Below are 16,144 nucleotides of genomic sequence, written 5' to 3'. Positions count from 1 at the left end.
TCCAGTTCCTGCATAGGGTTATGTCTCTATATCGGAGGAATATGCCGGTTTCATGAGAGTCGAATTTCTGGTAATTAATTACACGGCATGCTGTGGTGCGCATAATCAAAAAAACCGAAAGCTCACGCTTCCGGCTACAGCTGGTATTGTTCGGATAAATAGGAATGAATGCAGTTTTTACCGTTTCTTTTGGCGATATATAAGCACTCGTCTACCTGCTGGAACCATGCTTTTTTCATCGTATTGCGGTTGTACGGCGCGAGTCCGATGCTCATTGTAAGAGGCTGCTCCGGCATCTCCGGAATTTGCGTATCACGAACGACTTGCATGAATTTCTCGCAGATCGCCAGCACTTCCTCGTGGGGCTTTCCAACGAACAGCACGGCGAACTCTTCGCCGCCATAACGGAACGACATATCGTCCGGGCCCAGCATTTCTTTGAGCAGGCTGCCTATCGTTTTGAGTACGACATCTCCGACCCAATGGCCGTAGGTGTCATTGATTTTTTTGAAATTGTCGATATCCATCAAAGCGAGCTCGAGCGGTGTATCGTAGGGCATATGGGAGATAAGATGGTCCGTATGCTCCTGGAATGAACGATGGTTGAATAAATCGGTCAGCGCGTCCACTTTGGATAGACGGTCGATCATCACATTGCGAATGAGCAAATCCTGCTCGCGCCTGACGGAGTCACTCAGTTGGGAGACCAGGGAGAGACCTTTGCGCATGATGCCGAAGCAGACAAGGGATGTTGCTGTCAGGACCGTGACCGACACAATCACTTCGGATGATGTGATGAGATAGCCTTTGAACAACTGGCTGAGCAGCAAGCTTGTTAAGCTGACAAGTCCCAGACTGTAAGCAAAAATAATATATTTCCGCTGGAAATAAGCAGAGGATAAAATAATCGGAATGCTCAGAAGTTCGAAGGAGCTCGCCAGCTCCGGAATACACATAATATAGATACAAACCATGGTCATGGTCCATAGGATCATGATAAAATCACTGTATCTTGGCAGCAGGTAAAACGCTGCGTAGCCGGCGCCCATCAGGGCAAGCTGCAAGCAGGTCGGGATAACCTGAAATTGAAGGAAGCCGTCGAACCATTGCGCTGGCTTATGATAGATATCGAAGAGAAAACCAATCATCGCCGCAATTTCGTAGACGAGCAGGATCCACCATAACAGATGGATAAGTTTTCGATTCCATCCATGATCGTTCGCCGGAAGTTGTTCCATCAGAAGGAGGCCACTTTCCTTTCGTGCCAGCTAAAATAGTAAATGTGTTGTGCGCTCATAAGCATGCATGGACACAAGCGCGCGCCTGAAAGGACAACGAAGCCGTTGATCCTTGCCTGTGAGAACATTGTAAAGAATAACCACCTGTTTAGGCAAGCGGGGAAAATTAAAGATCGCATCATCAGGAGGATTATGGCTGCTCAAAGTTATATACATGCATGGGAGCATTATAAGGACGAGCTCGTCTTGTTGGATAAAAAGCTGGAGCTTCTCTATAGACGCAGGCAGAAGTTTACGCCGGATCCGCAAACGGACTCGTTTCGCGGAATGTTCGTGTCCGAAGACGAGTTTATCCGGCTGATCGGCGACCACGGCGCGGACGAGGAGCTGTTCGGAGAAGAGGCGGATCTCTTGGCGGAGATCGCCAGGCTGGAGCGCTTCATCGGCCTGAGGCTGGAGGAGAGCCGGCATCAAGGCGTATTCCTGCCGCTTCTTTATGTGGCGTCGGTATTCGGCTTATCCGAGATCGAGCGGCGAATCGTTATGCTGGGGCTTGCCGTCGAGCTGGATCGCAAATACGAGCGAATCTTCGGCTTTCTGCAGGACGATCTGACCAGCAAAACGCCGAATATCTCGTTAGCGCTGCAAATCGCGTGCAGCAGTCCGGAGGAGATGCGGGCTGCACGAACGACGTTTATTGCGCCGGAGGGACGGCTCGCGCGGTATTTGCTGCAGCGGGAGGAGCGGGACAGAGGACTGTCGCTGCTGTCCAGGCCGCTGCTGCTGGATCAACGAATCGCCCTGTTCCTGCTCGATTCGGGAGAGCTCGATCCGAAGCTGAAGCCGGCGGTTGAGATGGCGTATCCGGACGACGAGCTGCCGCCCCTGCTTGTGCAGGCGGATTTCCAGGAGCGGCTGCGGGGCTTCGTCCGCGAGTCGCTCGGGGTGCCCGCAGCTGAGCGCCAAAGGCTCGCGTTCCACCTGTGGGGGAACGCGGGCGCAGGCAAGAAGCTGCACGTCAAGCATTTCAGCAGCCACTATAAGAAGCCGCTGCTGCTGGCTAATCTGGCGGAAGTGCTGCTGCACGCCGCCAGCTTCGAGGAGCAGGTGAGCGCCATCGTCCGCGAGGCGATTCTGCACCAGGCGGTGCTGTGTTTCACACGCCTGGAGGCGCTCTACCCCGAGGAGCCGGACTTCGCGGCACAGCAGCGGCTCGGGAAGTTCCATGAGCTGCTGGACGGCTACGGCGGCATGGTGTTCCTGTTAGCCGGCAAGCATCACCGGCTGAGCTGGAAGCCCAAGGAGCGGCTGCTTCTTGAGCATGAGTTGAAAGTGCCGGACGAAGGCGAGCGTGAGCGCCTATGGACGGCATTCGCGCGCGAGCTGGGCGTCAGCGCGGGGGTGAACTTCCGGGTGATGAGCGGGAAGTTCCGCTTCACCCCGGGGCAGATACACCGCGCGCTGACGCTGGCGCGCGGATATTCCGCCTGGCAGGGGGCCGGCGATGCGGCTGCTCAGGCCAGCTTGCGGACCGACGCGCTCTACAGGGCGTGCTACCAGCAGGTGCAGCACAAGCTGGAGCGCAAGGCGACGCGCATTGAGCCCCGCTATCAGTGGGGGGATATCATACTCCCTTCCGAGCAGAAGGATCAGCTCCGCAATGCGTGCAATCAAGTGAAATACCGTGGTGTCGTATATAGTGACTGGGGCTTCGAGAAGAAGCTGGCCTACGGCAAGGGGCTCAGCATGCTGTTCGCCGGTCCGCCGGGCACCGGGAAAACGATGTCGGCGCAGGTGGTGGCCGGCGACCTCCAGCTCGAGCTGTATAAGGTCGATCTCTCGCAGGTCATTTCCAAATATATCGGGGAGACGGAGAAGAACCTGCATGAGATTTTCGAAGAGGCGCAGCTCAGCAACGCCGTGCTGTTCTTCGACGAGACGGACGCGCTCTTCGGCAAGCGTTCGGAAGTGAAGGATTCGCATGATAAATATGCGAACATCGAGACGGCCTACCTGCTGCAGAAGATGGAGGAGTATCAAGGCATCACCGTGCTGGCTACGAATCTGTTGAACAATATTGACGAAGCCTTCCTGAGAAGGATCAATTATGTCATTAAATTTCCGTTTCCGGACAGCGAGTACCGGGAGAAGATTTGGCAGTCGATGTTCCCTCCTTCCGCTCCGCTCAGCGATGACGTCGACTTCAAATATTTGGCGCAGCGCTACGAGATTGCCGGAGGTAATATCAAAAACGTCGTGCTGTCCTCAGCGTTCCTGGCTGCGGAAGCGAGCGAGCCGATCCGAATGAATCATATCATCAAGTCGATCCGCCATGAGCTGCAGAAGTCCGGCAAAATTCTCGCCCGGCAGGAGTGGGAAGATTACTAGATTAACTAGATTACTAGACTGCTAGATTGAAAGTTAAAATTTGCATTAAATAAATGAAATCCTATAGTCACCGTTGCGTTTTGCAATTATAATAGAAAAAGGTACACAATGTGACATATTATCTACCGTTTCTACACATTACATAGGTATTTTGAGGCAGGAAGTGATTCCTATTGGCGATTATTCCGTAATTGCTGATGTAAGCGCATCTTTATTGAAGCTGCTTAGAGAAAATATGACACCGGATCCCATTCCCCAACCGGAGATGATCGGGCTCGCTTCGCCTGTCGATAAAGGGGATTTCTACTTATCTCTCTATTTATACAACATTCGCGAGAGCGGTAATAACCGCCAAACCCACATGATTGCCCGAGGGACCAATGCGATTCAATTTCCGCCGATGGTGGTGGACCTGAGCTATTTGTTGACCGTACAATCCCCCGCCGAGCTTCAATCCAGAGCGCTGGACGAGCACCGGATTCTGGGGCGGGCCATGCAGGTGCTTTACGATCATTCGATCCTTCGGGGCTCTATGACCGTAGGAACGCTTGCGGAGAACGACGAAGAGGTCCGCATCGTGATGGAGCCGATGAATGGCGATAGCATTCTGAATATGTGGAATTTCGCGGATACCCCGTACAGACTCTCTGTCAGCTATACCGTAGGGCCAGTCAATATCGATTCAACGCGCATCAAGACAACCAAAAGAGTTTCGGAAACCGATTTTCGTATACAGGGTTAGGGGGCTTAAGTTGTGGATCCTATTCGAATATCACAATTGAGAACCCGTGTATCCTTGGTTGTGTGCGTAGTTGACGCCATTACCTCTAGAGCTCCTCTCGGCAATACGACCACCGTTTACTTGGAAGGCACCCGTTCGAAAGCCATTAATAAATCGAATGGTTCCTATATATTTAATGATTTACCGCCCGGTGAATACCGTCTCAAGGTGAGCAACGAGCACTATTTTGAAGAACAAACTCTCATCGCTGTAGGAACCGACAATTTCATAGTGGTTGTTCAATTAAAACCGCTTCCATCCTACCCGTTTTCCTCCGGCACAGGACTTATTCGATTCATGCTGCAGGATGCGGCCGGAGCTCCGGTACGCCACGCCGGTTTGCAGGCTACGGTTGTCTCGGAGGAATGTGCCTGCGCTCGCGTCATGGCGGAGCAGCTGGATAAGGGAGCGGAGGTTATAACGCTGGGTTCGTTTACTGGCGTTATTGCAGCAGGCGATACATATTTACTTCGGGGACGAAGCGTCCAAGCCACGGAGGAGCTCATCCGGATTGCGGAAGTAATCGAGCATCAGAAGCGGTTTCGTTTAGACCGGAAATTGTCTGCAACGTTTGCGAGAGGCACGCTCTTGCTGCCCGTTCAGGAAACCCGTTCGACCGAACGCGGAGAGGCTGTCATTGCTTTTCGCGGAAACCGGATTGCCGCCTTTCAGTCTGAATTGCTCATTACATATGGCCCTAATGGGAGGCATGTCGTGAAGGACGTTCAGGTAGCTGAAGGAACGACAATGAATCTTGGCATCATCCGTCTGAACTGAACCTAATTAGTAGAATGGACACGTCCATCTTCTATACAAAAATGACAAGCAGAAAGGAGAGAACTGGTTTCAAGTCGATGGACTGGCAAAGTTATAACGCCATCTGACGGAACTGGGGAACAATGGCTGACTATTTATCACCTGGAGTCTATGTGGAAGAGTTTGACAGCGGTGCACAACCGCTTGAAGGTGCAAGCACAAGTACGGCCGGGTTTATAGGGCTTGCGCAAAGAGGGGAAATTGAAGGTGTCCCTCAATTAGTTACCAGCGTAGCTGATTTCCATCGTTTATTCGGCAGCTATTTGTCCGAGAACGAATTCGGCGAGTATCGCTTCCTTTCTTATGCCGTTGAGCATTTCTTCTTAAACGGAGGTGCACGCTGCTACGTCATGCGTGTAGCGCCAACCGATGCCAAAGTGGCGACGAACAAAGCGGAAAGCAACAAAGAATCCGCGATTCTGAGCATTGCCTCCAAAAACCCTGGAACATGGGGCAACCAAGTTCGCATCGTGGTCGTACCTTCCAGCAAAGCCAAAACACAAATCTATGAAGTGCTCAGCGAAACGCAATACCGTGTCAAGAATAACGCTGGTTTCAACGTAGGCGATGTGGTGGCTTTCGAAGCTGCAGGCCAAAAGCAATACAATAAAGTTATCGCTTCTCAGGATAACATCATCGAGCTTTCTGCGGAATTGGAAGGCGACGTCGTTGACGCAGGCCTGCTCCCATCCAAAGTATTGACGACTTGCGAATTCACGCTTCATGTCTTCTATGGCGACGAGGCTGAGACGTACGAGAAAGTTTCCTTGAACATCTCTGCAGCGAACCATGTGGAGAAAATCGTTTCCCGCTCGAACATCATCACGGTGAAGGATTTGACCGAAGGCAAAGATCTCGGCGCTGTAGCTCCTTTCGAGGTGCTTTCCGGCGAGGACGAGTCTGCAGGCAAATTCCAAATCGCTCTGTCCGGCGGAAGCAACGGTTCCATTGCTCAAGTAACGCCTGACATCTTCATGGGTGTGGACCGCGGACCTGGCAAACGTACAGGCATCCAGTCCTTCATCGACAACGACGTTGTCAGCATCATGGCGATCCCTGGTGTGACTGAGCCTACGGTTCAGCTTTCCCTCGTTGCACATTGTGAGAACTTGGGCAGCCGTTTCGCAGTGCTGGACATCCCGCGTGAGAAAACGAAAGTTGCCGATGTTATGACGCACCGCAACATTTTCGATAGCTCCTACGCAGCGATGTACAATCCTTGGCTTCAAGTGTTCGATCCATTAGACAAGAGAAACATTTACATACCGCCATCAGGCTCCGTCATCGGTATTTACTCCCGTTCCGACCAAACGCGCGGCGTTCAGAAAGCGCCTGCGAATGAAGTCGTGCGCGGTGCCGTCGGTCTTGACTGCCAATATAACAAAGGCGAGCAGGATATTTTGAACCCGCAGGGCGTGAACTTGATTCGTGCGTTCGCCGGACAAGGTATCCGCGTTTGGGGCGCACGCACAACGTCCTCCAACGGCTTGTGGAAATATGTGAACGTTAGACGTTTGTTCATCTTTATTGAAGAGTCGATCAAGAACGGTACGAACTGGGTCGTTTTCGAACCGAATGACGAGCAGCTCTGGGCTCGCGTACAGCGTACCATCGATGCGTTCCTGACACGCGTTTGGAGAGACGGCGCCTTGATGGGCGGAAGTCCTTCCGAAGCGTTCTATATTAACATCGGGCGCAGCACGATGACGCAGGACGACATTGATAATGGCCGACTCATCTGTGTGATCGGGGTAGCGCCGGTGAAACCTGCCGAGTTCGTGATCTTCCGCATTACTCAGAAAACAAGAGAAGAATAATTGGTCGAATCGTTAGATATTTCTCAGATTAGGAAAGGGGTATAACATGGCTGGCGAACGTAGGGATCCATACCGCAATTTTCGATTTAGAATTGAAGTAGAAGGTATTCAGCAAGCTGGATTCAGCGAAATCTCCGGATTTGACGCATCTTTGGCGGTAATCGAGTACCGTGAAGGAAATGAAACCATTACTCCCCGGAAGCTTCCGGGACTTGCGAAATACGGTAACATCTCACTGAAGTGGGGTGTAACGGACTCCATGGATATGTACAATTGGATGTCGGAGTCCATCCAAGGGAAGGTTTCCCGCAAAACCGTTACAATTATTGCGATTAATGAAGAAGGCGGCGACGTAGCGACGTGGCAAGTCATTGAAGCATGGCCGACGAAGTATTCGGCGCCAAGCTTCAAAGGAACGGGCAACGAAGTGGCGATCGAAAGCTTGGAGCTCGCCCACGAAGGCATGACTCGCACGAAGTAATGCAATGTTAGAGTAGGCGCCGGAGCCGCAGTCTCCGGCCCCTGGCTCTTCTTTTTTTCAGCTCAACGCTAAGGGGGAAAACATCATGGCTTTCAAAACCGAATATGAATTCGAGCTGCCTAGAGGTTATGTGGATGAGAACGGCAACCTGCACAAAAGAGGGGTTATGCGGTTGGCGACGGCGGCGGATGAAATCTTGCCGATGCGCGATCAGCGCGTTCAACAAAACCCGGGTTACTTAACGATCATCCTGCTAACGCGTGTCATCACGAGCCTCGGCGATTTGCGGGCTATCGACACACGGGTAGTGGAGAAGTTCTTCACGGCCGACCTTGCTTTCCTGCAAAACTTTTATCGCCAAATTAATGAAATGGAAGTGCCGAGAGTGCACACGAGCTGTCCGAAATGTGAGCATGAGTTCGATGTGGATGTGTCTTTTTTGGACGAGATGGCGGGGGCATAACGGGATATCCCATTGACAAGATCTATGAGGAAGCGGGTTTTATCGCTTACTATTTTCATTGGACGCATGATGAAATCATGTCAATGGAGCACCGGGAACGCCGAACGTGGTGTGAGGAAATATCCCGCATCAACCGCAATCTGAACGACGATGGCAAGAAGCAGCCAGACAATCCGTTCGATGTGTTCGGTAAGAGGTGAGTAACAGGTGACCAAATCGCATACGGTAGGCGGCGCTTTCCGGTTCGTCGTCGAGCTTGACGGGCTCATCGTCGGAGGGTTCTCCGAGGTAACCGGTATGAAATCGGAAACGGAAGTTAAGCCGTTATGGGAAGGCGGCGTGAATACGCACCCGCACTATATGATCGAACGTACGAAGTACCCGAATATTGTCCTGAAACGGGGCATCACCACATCCAGCGAGCTGTGGGACTGGTATGACAGCGTTACCCAGGGTACGATCAAACGCAAGAACGGCTCCATCATTCTGCACAATCAGGCGGGAACGGAGATGTGCCGTTGGAATTTCTTCAGTGCTTTTCCGGTCAAATGGAACGGGCCTGATTTGAACGCAACCAGCGGAAATGTGGCCATTGAATCGCTCGAGCTGGTTCATGAAGGCTTGAAGACGATTTTCAAGAAATAGTGTAAGCTTATGGAACTCTAAGGGGGATTGTTTATGAAATCTCGACAATCGCATAATCCCCGGGGGAGACGCAAGAAAGTTAAGAAGGCTGTTTTGCAGACTTCGGTGAAGAACGGCTCCTCGGCAGGTCGCACAGCCAGAGAGTCGAGCCTGTTTGCAGCGGGAATCGCCGGCAAATACGGCTTTGGGCGGAACAATTATTTAGGACTGCTAGCCCTTATATTCAAACAAAACGGTTTGAAAGGTCCTAAACAGTTAGCGGCATTAACGAACGCTAGCGATCAGGCCTGGAACATCCAATTGCAATTGCAGCTGCGCAATTTGCAGCATCCTGAGTCGGCACCGCTGATTACGAAGAAACAAACGATCCATCAGATTCAGCAGCTAATGGTGAATTCCGGATACAACACGACGGAAGCCCGTACCGGAAAAGATACATCCAATCCTTCGCCCTCATCTCCTACACAGGCGCAAGCGCCGGCGGAGAAGCCGAAAAAGAGAGGGCGCAAAAGCAAGAAAGAGCTTCAGCTTGAGACGGAGGTATCCGTCAAGGCGGGCGATCAGCAATCCGAGAAGCCTATCTCGCACAGCGAGCAAAGGACACAACCAGCAGTACTTAACCACGTTAATAAAGGAAGCTTACCGTTAATCAGCCGTTCAATCGGTCATATCGCCGCATCCGCCCGGATGTTAGGGAGCAGTCGGCGAAGTCAAGAAGAGAGAGGGCCGGTAACGGGAAACGGACATCATCATACAAGTCATCATGTGAACATTCATCAACAACATGTTCATTTATTGCATACAAAGTCATCGAAAATTAGTCATACCCAAGTAGCCAATCATGTGGAGGCCATTCATAGAAGCTCACAATGGCTGCAGCACTTCCAGGAGGGGAAACCGGCGTCGGCAAATCTTCCTGGCAACGGCTATACGGTACACGCAGGAACAACAAGTTCAGCGGAACCGACAGTTTTGCAAGCGGCCAAGCAGTATTGGAATGAAACGGTGCAGCCGCCGTTCATAAGTCGGGTTCGGCAGCCGTATGTTTTTGAGGGGCATGATGCAGGGGATGACCAAGCAGCTGCAGCTTCAGCTGCGGCAGTTAGGTCGCTTCGCAAGTTGGGTGAAGGTCCGTTTAGCGCTGAGGCAGCGCCGGCGTCCATTCAGTTTATCCAAAGCCTGCTTGTCAGGAATGCTGGACAGGATAGCTCCGCTATGGAAGTTCCGCAATCGCCTCAAATCGCAAGCGAAGCAGACTTAGAATGGAAGCCGGAGAGATCGGCTGCCAGAGGTTTTCTGACAGGAAACCGGCTCCCGCTCGCCATTAACACGGCCCGCTTGACGTCGAGCTTGCCCTTTGCCATGCATGCACAGGCACAAAGATCTAGCGGCAAGGCAGCAACGGCATGGGAAAGCGCCCCGGGGTCACAGCGCGTGTGGAGGAAGCCGCAGAACGGTCAGAGTACAAGTGCTGCCGACCAAGTACCCGGGCAGAGACAAGAACTGGAGCAGGTGTATGCGCAAGCGCAAGCAAGGATCGAAGAGCTGGCGCTTGAACAAGAGCGTGCTCAAACCCAAACGCTGATACAGGAAAAGGCAGCATCGCAGGCGCAGGATTTGGCCATAGCCCAAGCGGAGGAACTGGCAAGCGTACAAGGGCTTGAATTGGCTAGAGCGCAGGAGCGGGAACTGGCAAGAACGCAGGCAGAGATAAGAACGAAAGAACAGATAATAGCGCAAGAACAGATAAGAACGCATGAACAGATAAGAACCCAAGCAGATGTTAGTATGCAAGAACTGGAGAATGCCCGCGTACAGGAAGAGATGCACGAGCTGAATGTCACGGAGCTTGCACAGCAGATGCAGCAGTTGCAAGAACAGCTGCATGAAGGCGCGGAGAAGGGTGCAGAGAATGGGCCGCAGGCGTTAACCGGGGAGCGAGAGAACCGAAGGGCGCAAGAGCGCCGTATTAGGCAGGAACAGCATACTGCGCATCAACAAGAGGCCGAGAGCAAATCATTGCCTGGAATCGAACAGGCAAGAGCGCAAGAACAGGACAACACACGGGAACAGGATCACGAGCGAGTTCGGCTTCGTATGGAATCAGCGAACCGACTTATGCAGTCAGCCCGTGAAGAAGGGGAAACTGAGGGGCACATTCAACGCCAGCACAGGGTACAGAATGGAGTGCTTGCCGAGGTACACCGGCAGCCGGCGAATCTGACGCATAGAGAATCAAGCGCAGCAGATCAACGGGGAGAACGGCGAACGAATGGGCGAAGTGAAGTCAGTCGGGATGGTAAGGAAGCTTCCGCAAGAACGGTTCGCCCGATTGTGCCTGTAACAGACAGCAGCGGGCAGCGGCCGTTACTCGGAAGCATCGCTCAGCTTGCCGCTGCGCAAGCGGCCGAACAGGGGCTTCCCGCATTCCGGCCTCAAGAGCGTGCCTCTGTGTTTGTCCATAAGAAGCCCGGACTAGCTCGGAGCGCAGCTGAAGCCGCACCCAAAATTCAAAGCAATGAATGGTTGCTAGACCGGCTCGTTCACAAACAAAGACAGCAATCTTCTGATCATTCATCGATTGGAAGTACATATATAAACAGGAACCAAGCACGTATAGTAAGCAGAGGGCAGTCACCGGTTTTGGGAACGGCGATACGGACCAAAGGGACCGGTGTTAACTTGCCGGGCAGTTTACCGGTGAGCTTGCCAATAAACGTATCGACGGGCTTACCGAAAAGCATAATGGCAAGTGCACAGTCGGGCTCGCAAACGAGTATGCAGGTAAGCTTCGCTGCACCCGGCACCCGGCGCGTTTTCCGCAAGGCTGCCTCAACAGCGGCGCAAGCTGACGACATCCGAGAAATGACGGGGAACAAACCGGCTGGGGCAGGGACTGTGATAAACCCGCAAAGCTTATCTTCTGAGATATCTGCAAAATTATCGAGCAGCAGCATGAAGGAGCTACCCGGCGCAAATCCACCGGCAAGCGGCTTCCAAAGTGCTGCCAGAGCCGGCGTGCTAATACACGGGACTGAACGGATATTCCATTCGGCCGCAGATAGCAGTCAGGCACACTCCGCTAACGAGCAGGCCGTTGTTCGGCAGGAGGATAAACTAGCCGGCGAGGCACCAAGTAAACAGCCTTCTGCCGATTTAGCTTCTGAGATATCGGCAAGAGTTGTCGGGAACAGTATGACCCAGATCGGTTCGATCCTCTCGGCAGCAAGCAGCAGTAACGAAGAGCCGGTGAAGCGTTTAATAACGAACGGAGTTTCAGACGGTGCGGCACAGAGCGGCCGCACGGCAAGCTCGATCAGGAATGTTGCCGGTCAGTCGATGGCTACGGTTTTCCGCAGGAGGATGGTTTCGGAGGCGGAGGGAGAGAATGCCATTCCGGTCCGCAGTAACGGTCAGATTCAGCTTCCTGACGCGAAAGAAGCTGGATCCGGCTCGAACGGCAGTTTGGTTTCCGGGCATCTTGCAGCGGCAATTGCAGCCAAGATAACGGAAAGTTCGTTGAAGAGCATCGGACCGAGCCTTACTCCGGTTGCTGCGAACATCGGCATGCTGGGCAGCCTGCAAGGGGATTCTTCAGCAAGCAAGCCGACAGCAGCTGCGGTTCGGGTCGTTTGGAGAGAAAGGGAGCTTCCAGGCTCGCAGGACCAAAGAACGGAGATGGCAGAGGCAGCGGGCTCGGAAGGTACTGCTGACACAACAAGTTCGGCCGAGAGAACCAATGAGCCGTCACCGGCTTCAGTGACGACCGTTCAAGCTTCTACAGTGCCGGCAGGAACTACAGGAGCCCAAATGACGCCTGTTCCGTTGATTCGGCACAACGCTGATCGTTCGCCGAGCGGGAGTATTCATCCGCAAGTCAGAATGGGCGGATTGAGCCGTACGAATCGTTCTGACAGGGCGAACGGGGCGGGCAGCTCGAACGTGTTGTTTAGACCGAGCGGTCAGAGTGCTGCTAATCAAGCGGCTCTTGTCAATCGAATGGTTGGCAGAAGTCGGCTGGAGGAGACAACCATACGGGCTGAAGCGGAAGCGAAGCTGAAGCTTCAAGGTCGGGCAGGAAGCGGTTTGCCAACGCAGGCGCAGCCTGCCAGGGACGCTTGGCGCGGGGCGCAAGTGGAGCATCATCAGCGGCGGTCCGCCGGCGGCGAGAGCGAACGCGCGCAGCGCGCGGGAATCGGTTCGTGGCATCAAGGGGAGGCCATTGGCATCCCGTCCGATGCGGCGGAACGAACCGCGGGGGCGGGCGCGCCGGAGGTAACGCGCGCCGGGGAGCAGCCCGCTGCCGCTTCACAAGCGGCGGCAGGAGCAGACGCGCGCACGAAGCGCGCGCGGGCGGCTCGCCAGCCCGTCAGCATGACACCGCGTGTCATGCCGCCGATGCTGGCGAGCTTCGCAGGAGCCCGCACAGCGGCTCCTGCGAGCATGGCTGCGGCTTCGCCCGCCGCAGCGGTACACCTGCTGCCCGCCCGCGGGACGGGCAGCATTACCCAGGCGGCTGCCATCGGCAGAGCCGCCGCTACGGCAGCCGGCGCGCAGCGCAGCGCCGGCATGGTCCACGGCAGCAGCCCGAGTCTGGCTGCTGCAAGTCACACCCCGCTGCCCCAGCAGGTGCAGCGGCTGCTCGCCGCCGGCGCATCCGGCGACGGCATAACACAAGCGGTGCTGCCTCCAATCGGCAGCATCGCCACGCCCGCGAGGCAGGACCACCTGGCCTCGCAGACGGCGCCGATGGAGCACAAGCTGGCTCCATCGGCGCCGGCGAACAGCGCCTTGGCGGAGGCGCCGCTGGAGATGGATTGGCTGCGCGCCAAGATGGCCGCAGACGAAGCGCCGCCGCCGGCGGCCACGGCACCACAGGCGCCTCCGGAGCTGAGCCAAGAACAGCTGCAGGAGCTGGTGAAGCAGATTCCGCAGCTGGACGTCGCCAAGATTGCGGACAAGGTGTTCCGCGAAATCGAGAAAAGAATGAAGTTCGAACGGCAGCGCCGTGGACTATAGCATAACGTGGATATTATGAGAGGAAGGGACTGACACCTGTGGCGCTCAAGAAAGCGATGATCATCGTAGACAAGGGAAACAGCAAAGAGAATGTGCAAGTTCTGTTCAATCCGGGTGAGTATACCCTCGATACGAGCAACAGCTATTCTTGGAACACCGTGCCGGGTCTGTCCATGCCGATCGGTCAGTTCGTCAGTGGCGGAACGACAACGCTGACGATGGATTTATTTTTTGATACTTACGAAAAAGGGACGGACGTCCGCGAGCATACGAAGAAAATATCCGGGCTGCTCGACGTCGAGAAGGAGTTGCATGCGCCGCCGATATGCCGGTTTGTGTGGGGCTCCTTGGACTTTAAGGGCGTTGTGGAGAAGGTTAACCAGCAGTTCACCATGTTTCTGGATACCGGCGTGCCGGTGCGCGCCAAGCTCAAGGTAACCTTCCGCTCCTGGCACAGCAAGAAAGAGCAGCTGCAGACGATTCCCCGCCACTCGGCGGACAGAACGAAGCAGAAGATGCTGAAGCAAGGGGAGCAGCTATGGATGATTGCAGCGCATGAGTATGAGGATCCAAGCCAGTGGCGGGAAATCGCCAAAGCGAACGGGATCGACAATCCGCTCAAGGTCGTAACGGGGCGCCGTATATCCGTCCCTAGATTGGACTAATGTATGCCAAGTTTAAGCCTAGAATCCAGCTCCTCTACTTATGATGATTTGGCCAAAAAATATAAAGAGTTTTTCGCGCCGGGCTATGTGATTACCGTGGACGGAACGAAAATTTCCGACAATATCGCAATCTCGACGCTTCGCGTAGAAACGTCGATCGACGGAACGGCGGATTCCTTCGCATTTCGGGTGTCGAACGCCTATGATGTCACGAAGAACGAGTTCCAGTGGTTGAACGAGTTCACACTCGGCAAACCGATCGATATCAGCCTTGGCTACGTTGACAAGTTTACACCGGTGTTCACAGGCTTCATCACGTCGGTCGTCGTCGATTTCCCCGAGGATGGCGCTCCCGGTATCATTGTGCGAGGGATGGATCTGTCGTTCTTGATGATGAAGGGCACGAAATCCCGTTCGTGGAACCAAAAGAAATATAGCGATATCGTCCAGGAAATTGCCAAAACATACGGCGCGCAAGTGCATGTGGATGCGACGACGACGGTCTACCCGACGATTTCGCAGAGCCAGATTAACGACTATCATTTCATTCAAAATATGGCCAATCTTATGAATTACGATTTCTTCGTAGTCGGCAAGCATTTGTATTTCCGCAAGCCGCTCACCGAAATGAATCCGGTCATGACGCTCGAGATGGGCAAAACGCTGCGCAGCCTGTCGATCGATATGAATCTGGCTGAACAGATTACCGGTGTCAAGGTACGCGCCTGGGACAATAAGGAACTCAAGGTGATTGAAGGCGAGTCGGCGGCCATTACGAAGCTTGGCGGGAATGCCAAGACCGGGAAAGATATTCTCGCTGCCAAAGGCGATTTCCTGGAACATGTGTACACCAACGTAACTTCCGTAGAAGAAGCCAAAACTTACGCCACGGCGATCCTGGGCAGACATGCCATGAAGCTGGTCAGCGGGACGGGAGAGTGCATCGGCATACCGGAAATACGGGCGGGACGCTACCTGAAGCTGGACGGCATAGGTGAGAAGTTCAATCAGCCTTACTATATTACGGGAGCTACGCATCTGATGGACGACGGCGGCTACACAACGCGCTTTCAGTTAGGAGGGAACGCGGTATAATGTTCAAACTTCCCGATGTTACTCTAGGCGGTGTCACGAATTTTGATTCGCAGAAAATCGGCGGTGTGATGGTCGGCGTGGTCAGCAACAACAACGATCCCGACAAGCTGGGGCGCGTGAAGCTCAAGCTGCCGCTGCAGGAAACCGAGACGGAGACGGATTGGGTTCGCATCGCGACCATGATGGGCGGCAAGGATATGGGCAGCCTGTTCATACCTGAAGTGAACGATGAGGTGTTGGTTGCCTTCCATTTGGGGGAGCTGCGGCAGCCTTTCGTTATCGGCATGCTGTGGAATCCGAAGAATAAGCCGCCGGCTCCGGCCGACAAGAACGATTTGCGGATGATCAAATCACGCTCCGGTCATGAGCTTTCGTTCAATGACAAGAGCGGTGACGAGAGCATTACCATTAAGACCAAGAAGGGCCAAATCATTGAGCTGAAAGATAAAGACGACAGCATCTCGATCGCCGACCAAAGCGGCAACAACAAAATTATGATCAAAGGCGGGTCGGCGAACGAAATCTCGATCGTCAGCCAAACGTCCAAGATCACCCTGAATGCCAAAGGGGACATCGGAATCGAGAGTACGAAAGAGATTAAAATTAAATCGACGATGATTAACATCGAGGCTTCAGCCAACATGGCGCTCAAAGCGGGGGCTATGCTGGATATCAAGTCGGACGGCATGATCAATATCAAAGGCAGCATGGTCAAAATTAATTAACGTTGGGAGCG

13 protein-coding genes are annotated in these 16,144 nt (G+C 53.8%); 12 read left to right on the top strand and 1 reads right to left on the bottom strand.

All coding sequences use genetic code 11. The features are described from left to right. Positions 1-134: 134 nt before the first annotated feature. Positions 135-1,238: a GGDEF domain-containing protein gene (locus PUT07_RS07545; RefSeq protein ID WP_274467215.1), complete on the bottom strand. Its 1,104-nt coding sequence runs from the start codon at positions 1,236-1,238 to the stop codon at positions 135-137. Between the two features lie 192 nt (positions 1,239-1,430). Between PUT07_RS07545 and PUT07_RS07540 the strand changes: the two genes are divergently transcribed. The 12 genes from PUT07_RS07540 to PUT07_RS07485 all read left to right on the top strand — a co-directional run bounded on the left by PUT07_RS07540 (position 1,431) and on the right by PUT07_RS07485 (position 16,133). After that, positions 1,431-3,626, top strand: coding sequence for an ATP-binding protein (locus tag PUT07_RS07540; RefSeq protein WP_274467214.1), 2,196 nt, complete (start codon positions 1,431-1,433; stop codon positions 3,624-3,626). A 163-nt stretch (positions 3,627-3,789) separates the two neighbouring features. Beyond that, positions 3,790-4,368, top strand: a complete 579-nt coding sequence (locus tag PUT07_RS07535; RefSeq protein ID WP_274467213.1) for a DUF4255 domain-containing protein — start codon at positions 3,790-3,792, stop codon at positions 4,366-4,368. Positions 4,369-4,380: 12 nt separating this feature from the next. Next, positions 4,381-5,184 carry a hypothetical protein gene (locus PUT07_RS07530; protein WP_274467212.1) on the top strand — a complete coding sequence of 268 codons (804 nt, stop codon included), beginning with the start codon at positions 4,381-4,383 and terminating at the stop codon, positions 5,182-5,184. A 122-nt stretch (positions 5,185-5,306) separates the two neighbouring features. Further along, positions 5,307-7,040 carry a phage tail sheath family protein gene (locus PUT07_RS07525; protein WP_274467211.1) on the top strand — a complete coding sequence of 578 codons (1,734 nt, stop codon included), beginning with the start codon at positions 5,307-5,309 and terminating at the stop codon, positions 7,038-7,040. 46 nt (positions 7,041-7,086) lie between these two features. Further along, positions 7,087-7,521, top strand: a complete 435-nt coding sequence (locus tag PUT07_RS07520) for a phage tail protein (protein ID WP_274467210.1) — start codon at positions 7,087-7,089, stop codon at positions 7,519-7,521. Positions 7,522-7,606: 85 nt separating this feature from the next. Then, positions 7,607-7,984, top strand: a complete 378-nt coding sequence (locus PUT07_RS07515; protein WP_274467209.1) for a phage tail assembly protein — start codon at positions 7,607-7,609, stop codon at positions 7,982-7,984. Beyond that, on the top strand, positions 7,981-8,184 hold the full coding sequence (locus PUT07_RS35415; protein WP_079410461.1) for a DUF6760 family protein: 204 nt from the start codon (positions 7,981-7,983) through the stop codon (positions 8,182-8,184). Before PUT07_RS07515 ends, PUT07_RS35415 begins: the two co-directional genes overlap by 4 nt. Positions 8,185-8,191: 7 nt before the next feature. Then, a complete protein-coding gene (locus tag PUT07_RS07505; RefSeq protein WP_274467208.1) occupies positions 8,192-8,629 on the top strand; it encodes a phage tail protein in 438 nt (145 codons plus the stop codon). Between the two features lie 33 nt (positions 8,630-8,662). Further along, positions 8,663-13,648: a hypothetical protein gene (locus PUT07_RS07500; protein WP_274467207.1), complete on the top strand. Its 4,986-nt coding sequence runs from the start codon at positions 8,663-8,665 to the stop codon at positions 13,646-13,648. A 38-nt stretch (positions 13,649-13,686) separates the two neighbouring features. After that, the gene (locus tag PUT07_RS07495; RefSeq protein WP_274467206.1) at positions 13,687-14,313 is read left to right on the top strand and encodes a CIS tube protein; all 627 of its coding nucleotides are present in this window, start codon (positions 13,687-13,689) and stop codon (positions 14,311-14,313) included. 3 nt (positions 14,314-14,316) lie between these two features. Then, positions 14,317-15,408: a phage late control D family protein gene (locus PUT07_RS07490; RefSeq protein WP_274467205.1), complete on the top strand. Its 1,092-nt coding sequence runs from the start codon at positions 14,317-14,319 to the stop codon at positions 15,406-15,408. Beyond that, positions 15,408-16,133 (top strand): phage baseplate assembly protein V, encoded by a 726-nt coding sequence (locus PUT07_RS07485; RefSeq protein ID WP_274467204.1) that lies wholly within the window; start codon positions 15,408-15,410, stop codon positions 16,131-16,133. The genes PUT07_RS07490 and PUT07_RS07485 overlap by 1 nt, the downstream gene beginning before the upstream one ends. The last annotated feature ends 11 nt before the right edge of the window (positions 16,134-16,144 follow it).

Origin of the sequence: Paenibacillus sp. MAHUQ-63, assembly GCF_028765165.1 — a bacterium.
GTDB lineage: Bacteria > Bacillota > Bacilli > Paenibacillales > NBRC-103111 > Paenibacillus_E.
The sequence above is the reverse complement of the archived record's forward strand: the minus strand, read 5'-3'. Positions and strand labels throughout refer to the sequence as shown.